At 49.3% G+C, this 20,370-nt stretch carries 17 protein-coding genes and 7 tRNA genes; 19 read left to right on the forward strand and 5 right to left on the reverse strand.

Translation table 11 applies throughout. The features are described 5' to 3' along the window. The 8 genes from JG50_RS20810 to JG50_RS0117365 form a co-directional block, all read left to right on the forward strand. A partial coding sequence (locus JG50_RS20810; protein WP_033102375.1) for a hypothetical protein occupies positions 1-323 on the forward strand: 323 nt, incomplete at its 5' end. 849 nt (positions 324-1,172) lie between these two features. Continuing rightward, positions 1,173-1,266, forward strand: a tRNA-Ser gene (locus tag JG50_RS0117335). A gap of 37 nt (positions 1,267-1,303) precedes the next feature. Next, positions 1,304-1,379: transfer RNA gene (locus tag JG50_RS0117340), tRNA-Phe, on the forward strand. Between the two features lie 5 nt (positions 1,380-1,384). Continuing rightward, a tRNA-Thr gene (locus JG50_RS0117345) sits at positions 1,385-1,460 on the forward strand. 4 nt (positions 1,461-1,464) lie between these two features. Beyond that, positions 1,465-1,538 (forward strand) — tRNA-Trp (locus tag JG50_RS0117350). A gap of 33 nt (positions 1,539-1,571) precedes the next feature. Continuing rightward, a tRNA-Cys gene (locus tag JG50_RS0117355) sits at positions 1,572-1,645 on the forward strand. 18 nt (positions 1,646-1,663) lie between these two features. Further along, positions 1,664-1,750, forward strand: a tRNA-Leu gene (locus JG50_RS0117360). Between the two features lie 4 nt (positions 1,751-1,754). Beyond that, positions 1,755-1,831: transfer RNA gene (locus JG50_RS0117365), tRNA-Arg, on the forward strand. Between the two features lie 38 nt (positions 1,832-1,869). Here JG50_RS0117365 and JG50_RS0117370 read toward each other — a convergent pair. Together JG50_RS0117370 and mnmA are read right to left on the reverse strand one after the other, a co-directional pair. Next, the gene (locus JG50_RS0117370; RefSeq protein ID WP_033102377.1) at positions 1,870-2,484 is read right to left on the reverse strand and encodes a hypothetical protein; all 615 of its coding nucleotides are present in this window, start codon (positions 2,482-2,484) and stop codon (positions 1,870-1,872) included. A 218-nt stretch (positions 2,485-2,702) separates the two neighbouring features. After that, positions 2,703-3,791 (reverse strand): tRNA 2-thiouridine(34) synthase MnmA, encoded by a 1,089-nt coding sequence (gene mnmA / locus JG50_RS0117380; RefSeq protein ID WP_033102379.1) that lies wholly within the window; start codon positions 3,789-3,791, stop codon positions 2,703-2,705. A 460-nt stretch (positions 3,792-4,251) separates the two neighbouring features. Between mnmA and JG50_RS19130 the strand changes: the two genes are divergently transcribed. The 6 genes from JG50_RS19130 to pepV all read left to right on the forward strand — a co-directional run bounded on the left by JG50_RS19130 (position 4,252) and on the right by pepV (position 11,198). After that, positions 4,252-5,835, forward strand: a complete 1,584-nt coding sequence (locus tag JG50_RS19130; RefSeq protein WP_052154460.1) for a VWA domain-containing protein — start codon at positions 4,252-4,254, stop codon at positions 5,833-5,835. 27 nt (positions 5,836-5,862) lie between these two features. Next, a complete protein-coding gene (locus JG50_RS0117390; protein ID WP_033102380.1) occupies positions 5,863-6,192 on the forward strand; it encodes a hypothetical protein in 330 nt (109 codons plus the stop codon). A gap of 157 nt (positions 6,193-6,349) precedes the next feature. Further along, the gene (locus JG50_RS0117395; protein WP_033102381.1) at positions 6,350-7,771 is read left to right on the forward strand and encodes a basic amino acid/polyamine antiporter; all 1,422 of its coding nucleotides are present in this window, start codon (positions 6,350-6,352) and stop codon (positions 7,769-7,771) included. Between the two features lie 131 nt (positions 7,772-7,902). After that, positions 7,903-8,523, forward strand: a complete 621-nt coding sequence (locus tag JG50_RS0117400) for a DUF47 domain-containing protein (RefSeq protein ID WP_033102382.1) — start codon at positions 7,903-7,905, stop codon at positions 8,521-8,523. Further along, positions 8,516-9,511, forward strand: coding sequence for an inorganic phosphate transporter (locus tag JG50_RS0117405; RefSeq protein ID WP_033102383.1), 996 nt, complete (start codon positions 8,516-8,518; stop codon positions 9,509-9,511). Before JG50_RS0117400 ends, JG50_RS0117405 begins: the two co-directional genes overlap by 8 nt. Before the next feature lie 271 nt (positions 9,512-9,782). Then, a complete protein-coding gene (gene pepV, locus JG50_RS0117410) occupies positions 9,783-11,198 on the forward strand; it encodes a dipeptidase PepV (protein ID WP_033102384.1) in 1,416 nt (471 codons plus the stop codon). Positions 11,199-11,243: 45 nt separating this feature from the next. On the opposite strand, the gene JG50_RS0117415 is transcribed toward pepV, so the two are convergent. Together JG50_RS0117415 and JG50_RS0117420 are read right to left on the reverse strand one after the other, a co-directional pair. Further along, positions 11,244-11,885, reverse strand: coding sequence for an Asp23/Gls24 family envelope stress response protein (locus tag JG50_RS0117415; protein ID WP_033102385.1), 642 nt, complete (start codon positions 11,883-11,885; stop codon positions 11,244-11,246). Between the two features lie 18 nt (positions 11,886-11,903). Further along, positions 11,904-13,064 (reverse strand): cysteine desulfurase family protein, encoded by a 1,161-nt coding sequence (locus JG50_RS0117420; protein ID WP_033102386.1) that lies wholly within the window; start codon positions 13,062-13,064, stop codon positions 11,904-11,906. Between the two features lie 240 nt (positions 13,065-13,304). On the opposite strand from JG50_RS0117420, the gene JG50_RS0117425 reads away from it, so the two are divergent. From JG50_RS0117425 to nadA, 3 genes are read left to right on the forward strand one after another with little or no spacing between them, the layout of a single operon-like run. Beyond that, positions 13,305-14,819, forward strand: coding sequence for an L-aspartate oxidase (locus JG50_RS0117425; RefSeq protein WP_033102387.1), 1,515 nt, complete (start codon positions 13,305-13,307; stop codon positions 14,817-14,819). A gap of 12 nt (positions 14,820-14,831) precedes the next feature. Beyond that, positions 14,832-15,680 carry a carboxylating nicotinate-nucleotide diphosphorylase gene (gene nadC / locus JG50_RS0117430; protein ID WP_033102388.1) on the forward strand — a complete coding sequence of 283 codons (849 nt, stop codon included), beginning with the start codon at positions 14,832-14,834 and terminating at the stop codon, positions 15,678-15,680. Next, positions 15,680-16,786 carry a quinolinate synthase NadA gene (gene nadA / locus JG50_RS0117435; RefSeq protein WP_374057992.1) on the forward strand — a complete coding sequence of 369 codons (1,107 nt, stop codon included), beginning with the start codon at positions 15,680-15,682 and terminating at the stop codon, positions 16,784-16,786. The genes nadC and nadA overlap by 1 nt, the downstream gene beginning before the upstream one ends. 164 nt (positions 16,787-16,950) lie before the next feature. Here the strand turns inward: nadA and JG50_RS19600 are convergent, their stop codons facing one another. Then, a complete protein-coding gene (locus tag JG50_RS19600) occupies positions 16,951-18,111 on the reverse strand; it encodes an SH3 domain-containing protein (protein WP_235281744.1) in 1,161 nt (386 codons plus the stop codon). Between the two features lie 257 nt (positions 18,112-18,368). Between JG50_RS19600 and JG50_RS0117445 the strand changes: the two genes are divergently transcribed. Both JG50_RS0117445 and JG50_RS0117450 read left to right on the forward strand, forming a co-directional pair. Beyond that, entirely contained in the window at positions 18,369-19,511 is a 1,143-nt protein-coding gene (locus JG50_RS0117445) for an HAD family hydrolase (protein WP_232330840.1), read from the forward strand. A 114-nt stretch (positions 19,512-19,625) separates the two neighbouring features. After that, positions 19,626-20,240 (forward strand): superoxide dismutase, encoded by a 615-nt coding sequence (locus JG50_RS0117450; protein ID WP_033102390.1) that lies wholly within the window; start codon positions 19,626-19,628, stop codon positions 20,238-20,240. Positions 20,241-20,370 lie beyond the last annotated feature (130 nt).

A 20,370-nucleotide genomic window follows, 5' to 3' on the forward strand; every position in this document is an offset into this window, starting at 1 on the left:
CAAGCCACCTCGTTGGAGGTGGTTTTTTTGTATCTGTAAAAGCCAGTGGGTCAAGAAACGATCGAGAAAACCAACCTCTGACTTCAGTTATGCCGTATTCGATATGCTATGCCGTATTCGATATGCCCTGCATAGCCATCGACATTTTTGGTTTTAAAACCGTCCCTCTCGCCCAATTTGAGAATATATTCCAGCGCTTCGGCAATTTTCCGGCCAAACGGGGCTCCCAATCCGCTGTCGGCGTCATCCAAAACGCTTTCAATCGCCAGGAACTTTTTCAGTTCTTCCAGCTAGATGGGAGTGGGCGTCAGATGAGGGGATGAGCTGGTCTTGCACTCTTTTTTTGAACTCTCTGGGATCGTGGTGAAATTGGAACAGATGATACATGGGAAACGGTTCAAAGCAATCCGGATGTTATGATCGACTGCAAGGATTCTGCTGTTCTTCTCAAATATCGATGAAGAGCGCTGTTTTCCTCTGTGAGGGAGATCAGATGGAAGAGATGTTAATGGTATGCAAAAGAGCAGGAGAAGGATGGATTGTGTATTGATTCCTCCAAATGTGCCCCTTCAGTTAGTTGCACCGTTGCACGTTCACCAAATGGATCCGCGAAGATCAAAGAATCTGCACCAGGATATCCAGTGGTGCTCTCGGCGGAACAATTTGGAAGGCTCTCAAGTCAAGCACATGGTAAGGAAACATAAGCCGGAAAAATCCATCACGGATGCCGATGGGCTGAGTTTGACGCCATGTTGGAACATAAGGCAAAATTGGTTTGGAAGAAGTTTTGGCAAGGGTTAGCAAAACTTTTCCTTTCACCGTTCTTGCTACGGGAAAAGAAGCAAAGACAAACCTCCCGCGTTTTGGCAATGACAACAAGGGCATGAAAGCTGTCAAAAGCGGGGCGGGGAATGATCCGTCGCAGACAGGGATTTGGAAATACGGGAAGATTGCAGGGACAACGCAACCCGTACCTGCAATACACTTTTACAGAAAGAAAGAATGACGCTCCAAAAAACGTAAAAATACAAACATGGGCAACAAAATTTCAGAATAAATTTAAATCAAAATTCCTGTTGACATTATAATTGAACCTGTGTAATATAATATTTGTCGATGCGATACGAAGTAAAAAATGCCTCGATTGAGACAAATGATTTGCTAAGTAACATGGAGAGATGTCCGAGTTGGCCGAAGGAGCACGATTGGAAATCGTGTAGGCGGGCAAAACCCGTCTCGAGGGTTCGAATCCCTCTCTCTCCGCCACTTAACAAATGATGATCGAGGAAAGAGGACTGAATAAGGCTCGGTAGCTCAGTCGGTAGAGCAGAGGACTGAAAATCCTCGTGTCGGCGGTTCGATTCCGTCCCGAGCCACCACTTTCGCTGGTGTAGCTCAATTGGTAGAGCAACTGACTTGTAATCAGTAGGTTGGGGGTTCAAGTCCTCTCACCAGCACCATTGAAGGGGCGTAGTTTAATGGCAGAACAGAGGTCTCCAAAACCTCCAGTGTGGGTTCGATTCCTACCGCCCCTGCCAGTATGATCGTATTGCTGATGAATCGATTCATATGGCGGCATAGCCAAGTGGTAAGGCAGAGGTCTGCAAAACCTTTACCCCCGGTTCGAATCCGGGTGCCGCCTCCATGAAAAATTGATAATCGTGCGGACGTGGCGGAATTGGCAGACGCGCAAGATTCAGGTTCTTGTGGCCGCAAGGCTGTGGGGGTTCGAGTCCCTTCGTCCGCACCAATATGTGCCCTTAGCTCAGCTGGACAGAGCGTCTGACTACGGATCAGAAGGTCGGGAGTTCGAATCTTCCAGGGCACGCCAAAAAAAGGATCGGTCGTTTTGATCGATCCTTTTTATTTTTATTTGGTCGCATAATCTGATTTTGGCTGGGCCCATTTAACGTTTTTCTCCAGTTCCTGGATCAGACCGGGTTGATCAAAATCGAAATAATCGATCGGCTTGGGCTGTTTCTCTGCTGCCTTCTTATCACTTTCATAGACGGGTTCCTCTTTTTCTTTTGTGGAATCTTTTGTTGAATCATTGAGAGCCACGACAGGAGAAAGCTGGGAAGTCGAATGGGTGGATGGGCTTTTCTCCTTCAAATGGGGCACATGCGTGCTGATCCGTTCCTGGTTCGTTGCCGAATCGGTTTCATTTGCGGGGAGTGATGTGCTTTTTTCCGTTTGTGGATTGCTTCGGGAAGCGATTTGACGGGGTGACGGGCTTTCAGTCTTGTGATCCGTGGCTGTTTGGATCACTTCTGTTTTGGGTTCAGGATTCTGGATGACTGGTGCAGCATCGGTTTGATTTCTGACCGCAGCGGTGGAAGTGAGACAGTAGGCGCCGAATGACATGATCGAGCATGCAACGCCGGCACTGATAAACCCAATCGCTTTTCGTCTGATCTGTAAGCTGAAGTCTTCGGGAGACAAATCGTCCGGCTTGCGAACCGGAGTATTCTGTTTACCTTTCATTGAGGAAACCTCCCTGCCTCGCGGTTTCGACGGATTTAAAAATAGAGGGAATAAAGAAAAGATTATGTCGATGGTAATAGAATAAATTCGCAACCTTACGCGGAAATTCCTTCCATGATTCCGGTGTATCCAAAGAAACTTTTTCCACAGAGCGAGGATGAAATTTAAAAGGAGCTCTTTCGAGTTTTTTACTGAAAGAGCCCTTTTCCAAGTTCTATTTAAAAGGTCTGATCGATAATTCCTCCGCCAAGGCAGATTTCATCCTGATAAAAGACCACGGACTGACCGGGAGTTACTGCACGTTGCCGCTCTTTGTACTCGACGCGAAATGTGCCGTCCGCTTGCGGGGTGACGAGAACGGGCTGATCTTGTTGGCGATAGCGAAATTTGGCCGTGCATTCAAACGGACTTTGCGGGGTTCCATCGCCCAGCCAGTTGATATCCGTTGCAATCAGTCCGCTCGAATAAAGAGCTTCATGATCATGCCCCTGGGCAACATATAAGGTATTGGTGGACAAATCTTTTTTTACGACAAACCAGGGTTCACCGGTTCCGCTGCCGCCAATGCCCAAACCTTGGCGCTGCCCGAGCGTGTAATACATCAAACCATCATGAGTTCCTTTATATTCCCCGTCCAGTGTCCGAATTTCACCTGGCTGTGCAGGGAGATACTGGCTTAAAAACTCACGGAAATTCCGTTCGCCGATAAAGCAAATGCCTGTGCTGTCTTTCTTTTTGGCAGTAGGCAAACCCGCTTCCTCAGCCAGTTTCCGCACTTCCTTCTTTTGCATGTGTCCGATGGGAAACATGGCCTGCATCAGCTGGGGTTTGTGCACAGCATAAAGAAAATAGGTTTGGTCTTTGTTTGGATCAGCACCGCGGGCAAGATATTTTTGACCGTCCCGTTCAATGATTTGAGCATAATGGCCCGTGGCGATATAATCAGCACCCAGTTGTTTGGCTTTATTTAAAAACTCCCCGAATTTGATTTCGCGGTTGCACATCACATCGGGGTTCGGCGTGCGGCCTTTGCGGTATTCATCCAAAAAATACTGAAAGACTTTTTGCTCATACTCTTTTTCGAAATTAACCGAGTAATAGGGAATGCCGATGTGCGCACAGACACGCCGCACATCTTCAAAGTCTTCCGTTGCCGTGCAGTGTCCGAATTCATCCGTGTCGTCCCAGTTTTTCATAAACAGGCCGATCACATCATAGCCTTGTTCTTTTAAAAGCAGAGCGGTGACCGATGAATCGACACCACCGGACATGCCGACTACGACACGCAATTGGTTGTTTTTGCTCATAACGATCCGTCCTATGTGAAAAATTCTTAACAGCTCTCCTCTGTCAGGGCAACTTGTCCCTAACCGTTATTATACCGAAATCCTTTTATTTCAACAAACAAAGGAATCAATGGAACCAAATGGCACAATCGTAGCGCCTGCATTTGCCCCTGAAGGAGAACGATCTTGGTGAACGGTTCATTTTGCCGGAAACATTGAATAAACTGGATTTACATCATCCCCGTCCATGTTTGAAGGGGAGCGAGCCATCGGCTGTCGTAGCGCTCGGGAGGAAGTTTCCTTAACAGCGGTGCAAGTGAAAAACGTGGATGGGAAATGAAAAATGCCGCAAGATTGTCAATCGCTCCGCCGGCCGGATGTTGTCAAATGAGTACAGTTCAAGTAAGCTAAAATCAAACTGGTACACCAGAAGGTGAAGGGACATCCCTTCAACCAAAAAGCCGACTCAGAAGGAGGGCTTATGCAAAAAAGAAAGTTTTGTTTTCTGCTATTCGGGATGCTTGTCGCTGCCTTTTCTCTGAGTGGTTGCTCTCCGGTGCTCCAGCAAATCAAACAGACGGCAGGAAGCCAAATTGATAAGCCGGACCAACTAAATCATTTGGATCAACTGGCGATCAAAGACAATCAATCAACCCAGGAGGAAAAGGAAATCGAACAAGATGATCTTCCGCGAAGCCCGGCTCCACATACGGACTTGCCGGATATCCTTGCAGACCGGGGAGAAGGAGAATACGCCGGCGACAAGTACAACCAATCAAGGGTGATCAAGGCGTTGAAGCAGATGCCGAAAGGATTGTCGGATGACAAAGCGTATGCTTATCTGTTAGGGTTGGTTGGCGAAAATTATAAAAATGATGTTCAGTTTTTTGATGAATTGGGTAAAACCAGCTATGAAGATAAAGTGAATGCATGGCAGCAGGTCGCTAACCGATGGAAGGCAGACACAACGCAAAAATCCGGTGCGAATTCATCTGCTTCAGCCAGCACGTTGCCGGCAAAACCCACTGCTCCGAAAAAAATAAATTTTGTCGTCCTTTTGGATACAAGCAAGAGCATGGACGGGGAAATAAATGGAAAGACGAAGATGGATTATGCCAAAGAGGCGATCCAAAAATTTGCCGACTCCCTGCCCAAGGATAAGACGGCTTTTCAGTTGAGGGTTTACGGCAATCAGGGAAGTGCCGAGGAAAAGGACAAACCGCTTTCTTGCCAAAGCACCGCCAAATTGGTTTCGGGTGCCGTGCCGGATCAGTCCAAATGGAAGGAAGTGCTGGACAAGATCAAACCGACCGGCTATACTCCCATGGCCCTCGCGATTCTAACCAGCAAGCAGGACATGATGCCGGGGGCTCCGACGCAAGCGGAAAATCAGTTGATCATCGTCAGCGACGGCTATGAAAACTGTGGCGGTGATCCGGTTAAGGCGGCTGAGAATCTCCACCTCTCCAACGCGCTGGCCAATGTTCATGTCATCGGCATCGATGTCGATCCGAAAACGGAAACCAAACTGAAGCAAGTGACCGATGTCACAGGTGGCGACTATACAGCGGTTGACGATCCGAAAAAATTGGATCAAGCCTTTCAAGAGCGAAAGCTCTCTTTGAAAATGGCCAATTCTCCATGGCAAATGAGAGCGCTTGATTCGATCATCAAAGAGCACCGTTTGGATGAAAATCGGCTGGAGCAGTTTCATGACAATCTGGTCGGCAAGATCGAGCAAGAATACAACCGCCTGGATCAGGCGAACCATTTCGTTGAAAAGACAGGCAAAGTCGATACGGAAACCTTCGACACGATTAATAATTGGATTCATGAACGCAAATCCCAATTGAAGGATTATTCCGATCGGCGCCAGCAGGAAATCTCTATGGAGCTGGATAAGAACTGGCAAAATCAGGCGAACGTTCTGCTTGATGACTGGAGCAAAGAAGGCGGAGATAAAACCGAGATTATTAAACAGGCCAAGCAATTGTTGCAAAACGATCTGTTGAAAAAACAAATGGATTTGTATAAACTGAAACAAAATCAAGCAGACGTGCACTAGTGACAAAAAGGCAAGGGAGAATCATCGATGGATACGGTGCCGTTTGAGTTTCGATACGACCAGCGGCTGGGGATCAAGCGTCCCTTTTTACATCAGGAATATGAGGCGTTGTCTAAAGAACTTCAAGATGAATTTGAATTGAAATGCCAGGAGATTTGTTCGCAAATTCCTGAACGGGTCAAGATGTTGGAAAGGGAGTATATGCAGAAATTCAATGATCTGAAGGAAATGGACGACGAAACTTCATTTTTGCGGCTGACGGAGGAAATGAATGAGTTGTCAAGGCGAATTTGCGATTTGAATATCCTATACTTACATATTGAAGGAACCTATCTGGCCGCAAATGTTCACGCCTGAACGGAGGCGCCAAGCCGAAAAGGAGCTTGGCGCCTTTTATGTTGCTTCCAATCTTTATCACTTTACTAAATTAACGAATTAATATAGTATACATAAATGTGTGCGATAAAATTGGCATTTATATCGATATAAAGCTCATCAATGGAGTGAATGAAGAATGGGACAACAAAGGCAATTGGGTTTATGGGCGCTGATGGCAGCCATCATCGGTTCGGTGATCGGGGGAGCAGCCTTTAATCTGCCCAAGGATATGGCATCAGCCGCCAACAGCGGAGCGGTGATGATCGCCTGGCTGATTACGGGGGCGGGAATGGTGATGCTGGCCCTGGTATTCCAAAATTTGACCTTGCGCAAAAGCGAACTGACCGGGGGAATCTACAGCTATGCGCGGGCGGGATTCGGAGCGTTTATCGGGTTTAACAGCGCGTGGGGTTATTGGATTGCCTCGATTTTGGGACTGGTTTCCTTTATTCCGCTTTTGTTCAGCACCCTGAATTATTTTTATCCGATCTTTGGAGAGGGAAACAATCTTCCTTCTCTGCTGGGCGGAACCCTTTTTGTCTGGGCTTTTCATTTTTTGGTCATGCGCGGGGTGAAAGAGGCGGCTTTTGTCAACTTTATCACCACGATTGGAAAATTGATGCCTATTTTCATTTTCATCATCTTCCTGGTCTTTGCCTTTCACCGCGGAATCTTTTTCACGGACTTCTGGGGAAACGGTTCGTTTTCCTGGACTCTTATCATGAAACAGGTAAAGGATTCGATGCTGGTTACCTTATGGGCATTTGTCGGTATTGAAGGAGCCGTTGTTTTGTCCGGAAGGGCCAAACGGCATCGGGATGTCGGCACGGCGACCGTATTCGGTTTATTGGGCACATTGTTGGTCTATATGCTGATCTCCATTTTGTCCTTGGGGGTTTTGAGCAGAGAGCAACTGCAGGCGTTGCCGGAGCCGTCCATGGCTTATGTTCTCGCTAAGATCGTCGGACCGTGGGGGGCTGTTCTTATCAATGTCGGGTTGATCATTTCGATTGCGGGAGCGATGTTGAGCTGGATTCTGCTCACGATTGAGATTCCCTATGTGGCTGCGCAGGATGGCATGTTTCCCCGCAGCTTTATGCGGGAAAACCGCAAAAATACGCCGATCGTTTCCCTGTGGTGGACAAGCCTGATCACGGAAGCATTCGTCATTATCGTTCATTTCTCCGCATCCACTTATCAGGCGGTTTATTCGATGGCCAGTGTGGCGGTTTTAATTCCCTACCTCCTGTCAACACTATATCAATTAAAGTTGGTAAAAACGGGGGAAACTTATCTTAATGATAAAGATAAAGTGCGGGATGGTCTGATCGGATTTCTGGCTGCACTTTATTCTTGCTGGCTCCTGTATGCCGCGGGCCTGGATTATTTGCTGATGGTCTCTTCTCTTTATCTGGCGGGATTTGTGCTCTACATCCCCATGCAACTGTCCAGGAAGAGAAAGCTGTTCAAAGGCCAGGACTGGCTGGTCGCCTTGACCATTTCCGGTGCGGGAATCGCAGCGATCGGGATGATCCTCACCGGCAACTTATCCCCATAATTTACCATTGTAAAGTTTTTGTTAATCAAGATTAAAGGATTTATAAAAAGTGTGTTGAACCGGTTTTCAGTACACAATATTAAAGATTAATATATTCTTGGTTGAATTTTGGTTGACTGGGAGGAAATCACGTGCTTTTTAACCGCTCTAAGGATCGCCTTTTTTATCAAATGATGGTGGATGCCACAGCCAATATCATTGAAGCTGTGCAATTGTTCCGTGAGAATGTGGAAACACTCGAAGAGAAAGAAAGATATGCGGAGCAAATCAAAGAGCTGGAAAGCAAAGGGGATGAGTATACTCACCTGCTCATCAAAGAGTTGAATCAAACCTTTGTGACTCCGCTCGATCATGAAGATATTTTAAAATTGGCACAAACCTTGGACGATGTGATCGACGGGATCGAAGCGTGTGCCGCCCGTTTCGTTTATATGCATGTTGACAATCCCACCCCGTATCTCAGCAAATTTGGGGAGATCTTTGAAAAATCGGCCGTGTACCTGCAAGACGCCTTCAGGGCTTTGGAAAAAAGGGACTATGCCGGGATTCGCAAGATCTCGATTGAAATCAATATGCTGGAGAATGAAGCGGATAAATTAATGCGTGAAGGAATCAGCTCTCTGTTTGAGGAGCCGGTCGACTTGATCCAGTTAATCAAGATGAAAGAAATCTACGAAAAACTGGAGGACGTGACAGATACCTTTGAAGACGTGATGGATATCATGGAAAGCGTGGTCATGAAGTATGCTTGATCCTTTTTGGATATTGGTGGCTGTGATCGCGCTTGCTCTGGTTTTTAACTTTACCAATGGTTGGCACGATACCGCCAATGCGATTGCGACGGTGGTCGGTACGCGGACGCTGTCGCCGTGGATGGCCATTTTGCTGGCATCTGTTCTCAATTTGGCGGGTGCGTTTTTTTCAACGGAAGTGGCCAAAGCGATTGGGGAAGATATTGTCAACATCCATTATGTTACTTTAATTGTGCTTCTTTCCGCGTTAATCGCCGTGATCGTCTGGAATGTGATTACGGTTTTAATGGGATTGCCGACCAGCTCTTCCCACGCCCTGATCGGCAGCATTATCGGTGCCGCCCTGGCTTACAAGGGTCCTTCGATCCTGCAATATCACGGCATTATTACGATTTTAATTGCGATGCTCATTTCTCCCGTTCTGGGCGGGATCGTCAGTGCTGCCATCATCAAATTGATTCGCGGATTTTTCAGCAATATCCCCCGTTCGCGGGTGAAAACGATCTTCAAGTATTTGCAGATTCTTTCCTCCGCTTTTATGGCGTTCAGCCATGGTGCGTCTGATGCGCAAAAGGCGATGGGAGTGATTGGGATGGCTCTCTTCGCTTTCGGTTCGCACTCGCAATTTACGGTTCCATGGTGGGCCACAGCTGCATCGGCACTGATCATGGGGGTGGGAACAGCGGCAGGAGGACGTAAAGTGATTCATACGATTGGATCGCGTCTGAGTCGCCTGGAAACCCCGCAAGGTTTTGCCGCAGAGACGGGAGCTGCTTTTTTGCTGACCACGGTGGCGAAAATCGGAGTGCCCGTCAGTACGACACACACCATCACCGGCTCGATCATCGGGGTGGGAGCGGCGGAACGCTTGCGCAGTGTCCGCTGGAGCGTTGCCGGCAAAATTATCTACGCCTGGGTGCTCACTTTGCCGGGAACAGCCGTGATGTCGTACTTACTGTATATGGCCTTGAAATTCCTTGAACCCTAAGCTGCGGCAACAGCCTGTTCATCATGACGAACAGTCTGTTTTTTCTTTTTGGCACGGCATGAAGGAACGATTTTTTCGTTGCTGATTTGGCGGAAACAGGACAGGCGTGATATAGTAAAAGCAGTGAAAAAATAAAGCAAAAATTTCCAAGCTAAAGGCTCAAATGCCTCCAATTATTTTAAATTTAAAGTATGAATTCCGGTTTGGGCTGATACATAAGGGAAGGGGAGAAAAACGGCATATGATATGGAAAAAGCAGGAGGAGTCGTTGATGACAGAGGTGGCATGGTACGATGAAGTCCTCAAACGCAAAGACGAGATGCTGGAAGAACTGAAAGAGTTCCTGGCGATTGAAAGCGTTTTAGATGAGGCCGACAGCGGATTGGGAGCCCCGTTTGGCCGGAAAATTGCCGAAGCGCTGGAATATATGCTGAAATTGGGCGAGAGGGACGGTTTTAAAACCAAAAATGTCGATGGCTATGCAGGGCATATCGAATACGGGGAAGGAGAAGAACTGATCGGCGTGCTCGCTCATGTCGATGTCGTTCCGGCCGGTGACGGATGGACCTCTCCTCCTTTTGCCCCGGAGATTCGTGACGGAAAATTGTATGCACGGGGAGCCATCGATGATAAGGGACCTGCGATGGCGGCCTATTTTGCCCTCAAAATCGTCAAGGAACTCGGTTTGCCGCTGTCCAAACGCGCTCGTCTCATCTTGGGCGGAGATGAAGAATCGCAGTGGCGTTGTATGGCACATTATTTTGAGCGTGAAGAGATGCCGACAATGGGATTTTCTCCCGATGCTGACTTTCCGATTATCTCGGCGGAAAAAGGACTTTTGGATCTTCGTTTTGCGGGAACCAATGAAAAGAGCGAAGCGAAAGACGGCGAATGGAAACTGGTGCAATTCAAAGCGGGACAGCGGGTCAATGTGGTTCCTGACCTGGCAGAAGTGAAGCTGGCGGGCGAAGGCGATGTGTTTGAACTGAAAGAGAAAGTGCAGGACTTTTTGCTGACCCATCGAATACAGGGATATGCCGAAGAAGGAAATGAAGGAGTTACCATCTCGATCAAAGGGCGTGCCCATCATGGATCGGAACCGGAAAAAGGGTTGAATGCCGCATTGGAAATGGCCCGGCTCCTGGCTGCAATTCCGCTCGATTCCGCAGGGCGGCAATTCATTGAGACAATCAATCGCTATCTGGTGGATAGCTTCTTCGGAGAAAAACTGGGGATTGCCATGGAAGACGAGTTTACAGGCCGTTTGACGGTGAATGCCGGCATTTTCAGCTATGAAGCGGAAGGTGAACGGATGATTCGCCTGAACGTCCGCTATCCGAAATCGGGTGAGGGAGAAAAAATTTGCGAGGCGATTGAAGAAAAACTGGCGGACGATCATTTCCGCATCACGGAGATCGACCATAAACCCGCCCACTTTGTTGAACCCGATCATTCCCTGATTCGGATCTTGTCCAAGGTTTATGAGGAGCAAACCGGAGAAAAAGCAGAACTGTTGGCGATTGGCGGAGGCACTTATGCGCGCGTCCTCGATGTCGGAGTCGCTTTTGGGCCATTGTTCAAGGGACGGGAAGAAACGGCACATCAGCGGGATGAACACATTGTGGTTGAAGACTTGTTAAAAGCGACGGCCATCTATGCCCAGGCGATTTATGAACTGGCCAAATAACATGCAAAACCCCCCTCTCGATTCTTCCGGTGAGAGGGGGGTTTCTCATGGTTCCATCTTATAGATCTTGTAGAGAAAAGAGTGCGGATTGGTATCGCCGGGCAGTTGCCGCGCGATCTCGATCGGAATCCCTTGCTTGATCATTGTCCGGTGAATCGCCTCAAACTCCCTGGCGTCGTACAGGGGAGAATTATAATTGTTCAAATCCACTGTTTGCCCGTCCTTAAAGAAAACGAGGTAGACCAAACGGTAAGGGCCTGGATTGAACGGCCAACGTTCCGGACGATAATCCAGCTCGATGTGATCGATATCTTGCCAGCGCTTGGCTTTCATGGTTTCCATATTCCAAAATTCGTTGTAGGCGATACCACGCCGGGTGACCAGCAGATAGTTGTCAAAGGAGAGAACCACAAACGGGCTGCAGAGCAGATAAAAGGCCGAAAAAAGGAAGAACAGCCGTTTGAGACGGCCCGGATTTTTCCGTTGTTGAATAAACATGGTGATAAAAAGGGCGACCAGGCAAAAAAAGGCGAACACAAAAGCGTGTGAGATCGGTGTTCCGCTTAAGTATACCTGGTCAGGCTCCGTATAGTTCATCTGTTGCAGGGTGAAGAACAAAATCCAGGCGGCAAAGGCGACAGCGAAAATGACGATCAGTCTGAGTATAACGGAGAAAAACTTACCCAATGAGTCGATCCTCCATCTTTAGGATTCATTGATTAAAAGAGAGCGCAGTTCATCCATCACCTTTTTCAAACAGGTGATAAAACGCTGGAGTTCAGCTTCGGTCGTTTCTTTTCCAAACGTGATTCGCAGGCTTTGAAAAGCTGTTTCTTCATCTGTGCCCATGGCCATCAGTACATGGGAAGCGGCATGTTTTCCCGCACTGCAAGCCGAACCGCTGGAAACATAAATTTTATTGCGACTAAGCTCCAACAACACGGCCTGCCCCTCCACGCGGTGAAAGCTCAGATTAAGGTTGTTTGGCAAGCGCCGGGTGGGATGACCGTTTAACACCACTTCGCCGATTTCATCACGGATGCGCTGCCAACAAGCATCCCGCAATCGGGTTAAGCGCGCGGATTCCGCTTCCGCTTCCTGTGCGGCCAAATAGGCGGCTGCACCAAACCCGACGATGGCCGGGGTATTTAACGTGCTCGGACGCAATCCCCGTTCCTGACCGCCGCCGTGGAAAAGGGGTTCGATTCGCACCCCTTTACGGATGTACAAAGCGCCGATTCCCTTTGGACCTCCGATCTTGTGACTGCCGATCGAGAGCAGATCCACGCCCAGATCGGCCACGGACATGGGGACTTTTCCGAAATATTGCACGGCGTCGGTATGAAACAAAATGGAACTTCTCTTCAGCAGCCGGCTGATTTCCGCGATCGGCTGTATCGTTCCGACCTCGTTGTTGGCCGCCATGATGCTGACGAGAATCGTTTTATCCGTAAGGGCTTTTTTCACATCTTCGCTGCGGACAAGCCCGAACCGGTCGACAGGGAGGTATGTCACCTCAAATCCTTCTCTTTCCAGTTGACGGCAGGCTTCCAGCACAGACGGATGTTCGATGGAAGAAGTAATGATGTGGTTGCCTTTGTTTCTGTGTTTGCGAGCTGCTCCGATCAAGGCGAGATTGTTGGCTTCGGTGCCGCTGCCGACAAAAATGATTTCGCGCGGAGAGTCGGCATCGATCGCTTCAGCCACTTGCCGGCGGGCGTGTTCGATCGCTTCGCGGCTGACTTGCCCGAAGTCGTGAATGCTGCCGGAGTTGCCGTACTTTTCCCTGAAATAAGGGAGCATGGCTTGAAGCGCTTCCTCCCTGACCGGACTGGTGGCTCCATAATCGAGATAAATGGTTTTCATACACCCAACTCCGCTTCCTGAAATTGTTCTTTCATTATTATAGCGAAAAAAGAAAAAGATAGGTCTCACTTTGCCAATCTGTCAAAAAACCAATCGAGAGGCAAGTGAGATTAATCACATTTTTCTCTGTTACCTTCTGATTTAAAATGAAAAAGATAATTTTGGTGGTTGACTTTCTGAACAATCCTGAGAAAATAAAGGTGAGCAATTTGTTAAGAATTTGTGAAAGGATAAACAAACATGATCCGAGAAATGACCGATTACGTGGTGGTAGGGAGCGGTATTGCAGGATTGGTGACAGCGCTTTCTTTGGCTGAAACGGGAAAAGTTGCCGTTTTGACCAAGTCGCAGAAAGCCGACAGCAATTCCTACCGGGCCCAGGGGGGGATTGCGGCGGCGATCGGGGAAGACGATTCGCCTGAATTGCATCTCGAGGACACCTTGCGTACCGGTGTGGAACTTTGTGATCCGAAATCGGTGGAATGCATGGTAAAAATGGCTCCGGAAACCATCCGGATGTTATCGGATTGGGGAACTCCCTTTGACAAAAGAGGAGATCAGTTTGCCCTCGGTCGGGAAGGATCGCATACCGTTTCCCGAATTTTGCACGTGATGGGAGATTCAACCGGCGCCGGCATCACATCCGCGTTGTTGAAGCAGGCCGTCGCGCATGCAAACATCACTCTTGAAACGCATACGATGGTAGCCGATTTGCTGGTAAAAGACGGAGTTTGTGCCGGAGTGGTCGTCGCGGATCCGGATCGGGAACCGATTGGTTATTTTGCAAAAAAAGGGGTTGTCCTGGCGACCGGTGGCTGCGGTCAAATCTACCGGTATACGACCAATCACCTTGTCACGACGGGCGATGGATTTGCGATGGCTCACCGTGCCGGAGTCAAGTTGATGGATATGGAGTTTATCCAGTTTCACCCGACCGCGCTGGCAGTCGAGCAAAACCCGATGTTTCTTGTTTCCGAAGCGGTTCGGGGAGAAGGAGCGGTTCTGGTAAACGATGAGGGTGAAGCATTTATGGAGCGGGTTCACCCTTGGAAAGACTTGGCGCCGCGTGATGTGGTTTCCCGGGCGATTTATATGGAAATGCAAGCAGGGAGATCCGTTTATCTGGATGCGACGAAGCTGGGACGGACATTTAAGGAGAGGTTCCCCAAAATCCATCGCCAGGCGGTGCTTTGCGGCATCGATCCCGAACATGACCTGATCCCGGTTACACCGGCGGCTCATTTTATCATGGGCGGAATTCGTACCGATCTCCAAGGCCGGACTTCGCTTCCGCGGTTGTTTGCCTGTGGGGAAGTCGCTTGCACCGGAGTGCATGGAGCCAACCGGCTGGCGAGCAACTCGCTTTTGGAGGGGGCGGTTTTCGCGCAGAGAGTGGCGGCGGAGCTTTCATCCTACAGCGAGCGGAGTGGAGCGGCGTTTGACGGAGAATTTGTATCTCCAATTTTGTGCAGTGATAAGCAAACTGAGGAAACGATCAAAGACCGCATCCGGGAGATCATGTGGGATCACGCGGGAATTGTTCGCTCGTCCGAGGGGCTTAAACAGGGGCTTTCCCTGTTGGATGAAGTAAAAAAACAAGTGAGACCCGGTATGCTGGAATGTTTAAATATGTTAACAACTGCACAAATCATCATGAAAGCAGCATTGTGGCGCAAAGAGAGCCGCGGAGGTCACTATCGCTTTGACTATCCTGATCCAAGTCCGGATTGGGTGCAAAGGCACAATGTGATTTAAGGGGGACCAAGGATGAACACAGTTGCGTTACGGCAATTTATTCGTGAAGCTTTGAACGAAGACCTGGGAGTCGGGGATTTGACGACCGAAGCGCTCGTTCCTGCCGGGCATCAAAGCTCTTGTGTCTTTATCGCCAAACAACCCGGCGTCATTGCGGGCTTGCCCGTGGCGAAGATGGTGTTTGAAGAGCTGGAGCCGCAGATTGCCTGGACGGCATTGGTCGAGGAAGGGGCGGAAGTGGAAAAAGGGACTCCGGTTGCGCGAATCTCCGGTCCGACGAGTGCCATTTTGACCGGGGAACGGGTTGCCCTCAATCTGTTGCAGCGCATGTCCGGCATCGCCACCATCACCCGCCGGTTGGTAAAGAAACTGGAAGGTTTGAATTGCAAAGTGCTGGATACCCGCAAAACGACACCGGGTTTGCGCCAGCTGGAGAAGTATGCAGTCCGCGTCGGCGGGGGGAGCAATCACCGCTTTGGCTTAAGCCACGGGGTGATGATCAAGGACAATCATATTGCGATGGCGGGCAGTCTGGCCAAAGCGATTGAAAAGGCGCGCAACTATGTCGGTCATATGGTGCAAATCGAAGTGGAAGCGGACACGCTGGATCAGGTTAAAGAGATTTTGAAATACGATGTAGACGCCATTTTGCTGGATAATATGGATCTGGAGACCATGTGGGAAGCCGTACGGCTGATCGATGGAAAAGTGTGGACGGAAGCGTCGGGGGGAATCACACCGGAGACGATTCGCGCGATTGCCGAAACAGGTGTGGATGCCGTTTCGCTCGGCTGGTTAACACATTCGGTCACCTCACTCGATATCAGTTTGGACTTTGAAAAAGGAACGGGGGATGCCTGATGGCGATGGATCTGCTTGGCTATGTCGATATGGAAATGCCTGAACAGTACCGTACGATGGGAAGCGAAGAATTGGATGCGCGAATCCGGAGCGCCAAGGAGCGGCTGGGCAAAGATCTTGTGATCCTGGGACACCATTATCAGCGGGATGATGTGATCAAATTTGCCGATTTTCGCGGTGATTCCCTGCGCCTGGCCCGGATTGGCTCAGAGCAGAAAGAGGCCAAGTATATTATTTTCTGCGGCGTCCATTTTATGGCCGAAACAGCGGATACGCTGGCGCAGGATGAGCAATTGGTCATTTTGCCCGATTTGAGGGCCGGCTGTTCGATGGCGGACATGGCTGATATTGAAGAAGTGGAAGAAGCATGGGAAGTGTTGCAGGAGGAGTTTGGGGACACGATCATTCCGGTCACTTACGTGAACTCCACCGCGGCGATCAAAGCGTTTGTCGGACGGCACGGGGGAACGACCTGCACTTCGTCCAACGCGCATCTCGTTCTGGAGTGGGCCTTTAAACAGAAAAAACGCATCCTCTTCTTGCCGGACCAGCATCTTGGAAGAAATACAGCCTACAAAATGGGCATTCCGCTGGAGCAAATGGTCATATGGAATCCGCAAAGCGGCCAGTTCGAAGAGAACAAAGGGAGTTTGCAGGATACGCGGATGATTTTGTGGAAAGGGCATTGTTCCGTGCATCAAAAATTTACCCCCGAGCAGATTCACCGCATCCGCAAACAGGATCCGGAGATGAAAGTGATTGTCCATCCCGAATGTTCTTTTGAAGTGGTGCAGCTCGCTGATCAGGCGGGTTCAACGGACTATATCATTAAAACGATTGAAGCCGCTCCGCCCGGAAGCAAATGGGCGATCGGAACCGAAGTGAATCTGGTTCACCGCCTGGCGGAGGAGCATCCGGAACAGAAAATCGTATTGCTCAGCACCACCATGTGCCCCTGCCTGACGATGAACCGGATCGACCGTCCGCATTTGCTGTGGGCATTGGAAAGTATCCTGGAAGGCCGCCCGATTCACAGAATCGAAGTGGATGAAGAAACGAAAAAATGGTCCAAAGTAGCTTTGGATCGCATGCTGTCGTTAAAATGAAATGTGGAGGAGTGGAGATATTCCACTCCTTTCTATTTATCGGGCAGCGACCACGAGCCGGAAAAAGAGAGATACATGGTGCCGACAGCCCCTGAGGAGTGGAGGCAAAAAGAAAAACGGGCGCATTCCCCGGCGCCCGATAAACCGTTGCGAGTATCATGGAATTATTTTACACAGGACTTATGAATATAAGCAGTTTGCCCGCTCTTTAAGCGGATTTGAAAGAAATCGCCTGCAGACCCTGTCTTCGTAAGTATGGTGCCCTTGCTTACGCGTTGCAGAACCGATGCGGAAAGCGAGGGAGCAGAACGGATATTGGCAAGATAGGCCGTGACCGTCAGTTTGGATGCAGGTGGCTTTGCGGTTGAAACAACCTTTGCCACGGAATGATGGACGTAGGCCGTTTTTCCGCTGCTCAAGCGAATCCGATACCATTCCGTGCTGTCGGCAGTCAATGTAAATTTGCTTCCCTTGCCGGCCTGCGTGAAAATGGCTGAATTCAAGCTGGGACTTGTGCGGATATTGGCCCTGTTAACCGTGATGGCAATCTGGCCGTTCGCCGAATGGAACTGCGGAGCCGGAGTCGGTGCCGGTCCGGTCTTAACGCCCGAGATTTTTACGTAGGGTTTGTAGACAAAACCGGTGCGCCCGTTTGGCAATTTCACCTGGTACCAGTCACCGGAGATCCCGGTCAACGACAGACGCGTTCCCTTTTTTAAGGTGGTCAGAACAAATGACCCTGTGGAAGGGCCGGTGCGCGCATTCACATTTTGTCCGGTAATGGTGGCCGTACCCGTGGCAGGCTTTAAGCCGACGCGACTGTCACCCCGCCAATGGTTATCGCTTTTGCCGGAGTGAATCCAGACGGGGGTTCCCTCATAAATCGTGTTGTATAAGGCGATCACATCTTTGTTATTCATGCGGATGCATCCATTGGAAACATGTTTTCCGATCGAATTGGGATTGTTTGTCCCGTGGATGCCATAAGTACGTCCGCGGTCGCCGTTAACGCTGATTCCGTTCCAACGAACCCCGAGAGGGTTGTCGGCCCGTCCGCCGGGAATGTTTTTCCATCCCGGGTTTACGATTTTCACAACAATCGGAAAAGTTCCCTCCGGCGTCAGATTCTTGCTTCGCCCCGTGGCAACGGGATAGGACCGGATCACTTTTCCGTTTTGATAGAGATAGAGTTTATTGGTGGTTTTGTTCACTTCGATCTTGTAATCGGGAAAAGCGGCCGCGTGCGTGTTGGCAGGAAACAGGATCACAATCAGCGCGAGCGCGACAAGACAGGAAAGATAGCGAAGCCATTTATTCTTTGGCAATGAGTCTTCCCCTCCCATTTATGTTTGGGAATTATGCTCGCAACGGACAAAAAATGGCAAATTTCTTCTGTCTATTTCGATCATAATCTATTCATTATGCGATGTGAAGTATTGTTTTTTACGAGATTAGTAAATTATTAAAGATGCGGTCATCCAAATTTATGCACATCACGATGACGGAAGCCTTGCAGTATTCTGTTTCCTTTATTACAATAAAGCAAATTGCACATCGGTAGGAGGAACCGGCTTTGTACAAGATGATATTATTTGATGTCGATGGAGTTTTTTTAAGTGAAGAACGCTGCTTTGATGCTTCGGCCTTGTCGATTTGGGAACTGCTCTACGCTCCGCATTTTTTGGCGGCGGAAAAAGACAGGCATACGACGCAGCCCGGGGAAGAGCAGATTCGATTCATCCGGGAGACCGTGTTTGATCATGACCGCGTTTTGGACTGGATGAAGTCAAAGGGAATCAATTCCAATTGGGATATGGTTTTTTTGGGATTTTCCGCACAGCTTTTGCAGCTTTTGAAAACTCTGGTACCCCGGCATAAAGAAAAGGTGGAACGGTTTTTGCTTGAACCGATTACCGAAGAATCCCTTCGTTCCTTGGCCGGCTGGGGCAAAGCGGAAATCGCCTCGTTCCGGCCATCATTTGCGGCATTTCCCCAACTTTTCAAAGGGAAGCAAGCGATCAGCAAACATGAGTTGCTCACCTATTTCAATGAACTCGCTTCCGAGTGGTTTTCCATTCCGGTCACCCAGTTTTCCCGCAACAGCTCATTATGGGAACTGGGATATTCGGTTTATCAGGAATGGTATCTCGGAGCGGAGCTTTACAGGCAGACCGAAGGGAGAGACGCGAGGGAATCGGGCAAAAAAGGTTTTTTATATCAGGAGATTCCGCTGGCACAGCCGGAGAAGATCCGCAAGCTGTTGACCGGTTTGCGTGAGCAAGGGATTACGATCGGCATCGGGACGGGACGGTCCTTCCTGGAAACAAAGGTTCCGTTTGAACAGTTGGATCTCTTCCCGCTGTTTGCGGAAAATCATATTGCGACGGCCACGGATGTCATTGCTGCGGAAGAGGCTTATCCGGAGTTTGCCCCGCTGGGAAAGCCGGAGCCGTATACCTATGTGAAAGCGTATCTGGGCAGAGAAGCTGAAATTTCTGCATGCCTGCGGGAAGCTTTACCGCTTGCCGATGGAAAACAAATTTTGATCGTCGGAGATTCGGTTGCGGATTTCCTGGCCGCCCGCAAGATGGGGTGCGATTTTGCCGCCACCTTGACCGGGTTGACGGGGCAGGCGGCACGGGCGAAATTTGAAGAGTTGGGTGCTGATTTTATCCTGGAAGATGTGACTTGCCTGGAGAAGATTTTTGCGAACGGGTCCGTTTAGGTTGACTATAAGAATCGATTTTTAGCATAATAATAAAGAGGTGTAACAATTTGATTTAACTCCCTTGGCCTTTGCCAAGGATCTATTTTTAATGATTACATAGGAGGGTTTGATATGGCTAAATATGAATTGCCGGCTTTACCCTATGCTTTTAACGCTCTGGAACCGCATATTGATGCGCAAACCATGGAAATTCACCATGATCGCCATCATGCAACCTATGTCAACAATCTGAATGCTGCGATTGAAGGGCAAAACGTAGGGGAAAAAACGGTGGAAGAGCTCATCTCCAACCTGAATGCCTTGCCGGAAAGCATTCGCACCGCTGTCCGCAACAATGGTGGCGGTCATGCCAACCACAGCCTTTTCTGGCAAATTCTCAGCCCGAACGGCGGCGGACAACCGACCGGCGAAGTAGCCAAAGCCATTGACGAAACCTTCGGCAGCTTTGACGCATTCAAAGAAAAATTTGCCGATGCTGCGGCCAAACGTTTTGGAAGCGGCTGGGCTTGGCTCGTTGTCAAAGACGGCAAACTGGAAATCCTCAGCACCCCGAACCAGGACAATCCGCTGATGGACGGCAGCGGAACCCCGATCCTCGGGCTCGATGTTTGGGAGCATGCTTATTACCTCAAATATCAAAACAAACGTCCGGAATACATTAAAGCATTCTGGAACGTGGTCAACTGGGAAGAAGTAAACAAACGCTTCCTCGCTGCACGCGGCTAATATATCAGGTACAAAAAAACCTTCAGCCTTTCCCGGCTGGAGGTTTTTTGCATCTTTCGGGTGCCGGGGGCGAATCGAACAGAGTACGCGTTTGTCCGGATTAACTGGCAGGAACTTACTATTGAGGTGC

The organism is Thermoactinomyces daqus (assembly GCF_000763315.1).
GTDB classification, from domain to species: Bacteria; Bacillota; Bacilli; order Thermoactinomycetales; family Thermoactinomycetaceae; genus Thermoactinomyces_A; species Thermoactinomyces_A daqus.

Excerpts from the sequence above, each read along its gene's own strand:
- JG50_RS0117425 (WP_033102387.1), top strand. The coding sequence starts at position 13,305 with ATGATCCGAGAAATGACCGATTACGTGGTGGTAGGGAGCGGTATTGCA.
- JG50_RS0117405 (WP_033102383.1), top strand. The coding sequence starts at position 8,516 with ATGCTTGATCCTTTTTGGATATTGGTGGCTGTGATCGCGCTTGCTCTG.
- JG50_RS19130 (WP_052154460.1), top strand. The coding sequence starts at position 4,252 with ATGCAAAAAAGAAAGTTTTGTTTTCTGCTATTCGGGATGCTTGTCGCT.
- JG50_RS0117370 (WP_033102377.1), bottom strand. The coding sequence starts at position 2,484 with ATGAAAGGTAAACAGAATACTCCGGTTCGCAAGCCGGACGATTTGTCT.
- JG50_RS0117445 (WP_232330840.1), top strand. The coding sequence starts at position 18,369 with ATGATATTATTTGATGTCGATGGAGTTTTTTTAAGTGAAGAACGCTGC.
- nadA (WP_374057992.1), top strand. The coding sequence starts at position 15,680 with ATGGCGATGGATCTGCTTGGCTATGTCGATATGGAAATGCCTGAACAG.
- JG50_RS0117395 (WP_033102381.1), top strand. The coding sequence starts at position 6,350 with ATGGGACAACAAAGGCAATTGGGTTTATGGGCGCTGATGGCAGCCATC.
- JG50_RS0117450 (WP_033102390.1), top strand. The coding sequence starts at position 19,626 with ATGGCTAAATATGAATTGCCGGCTTTACCCTATGCTTTTAACGCTCTG.
- pepV (WP_033102384.1), top strand. The coding sequence starts at position 9,783 with ATGACAGAGGTGGCATGGTACGATGAAGTCCTCAAACGCAAAGACGAG.
- JG50_RS0117390 (WP_033102380.1), top strand. The coding sequence starts at position 5,863 with ATGGATACGGTGCCGTTTGAGTTTCGATACGACCAGCGGCTGGGGATC.
- mnmA (WP_033102379.1), bottom strand. The coding sequence starts at position 3,791 with ATGAGCAAAAACAACCAATTGCGTGTCGTAGTCGGCATGTCCGGTGGT.
- JG50_RS0117420 (WP_033102386.1), bottom strand. The coding sequence starts at position 13,064 with ATGAAAACCATTTATCTCGATTATGGAGCCACCAGTCCGGTCAGGGAG.
- nadC (WP_033102388.1), top strand. The coding sequence starts at position 14,832 with ATGAACACAGTTGCGTTACGGCAATTTATTCGTGAAGCTTTGAACGAA.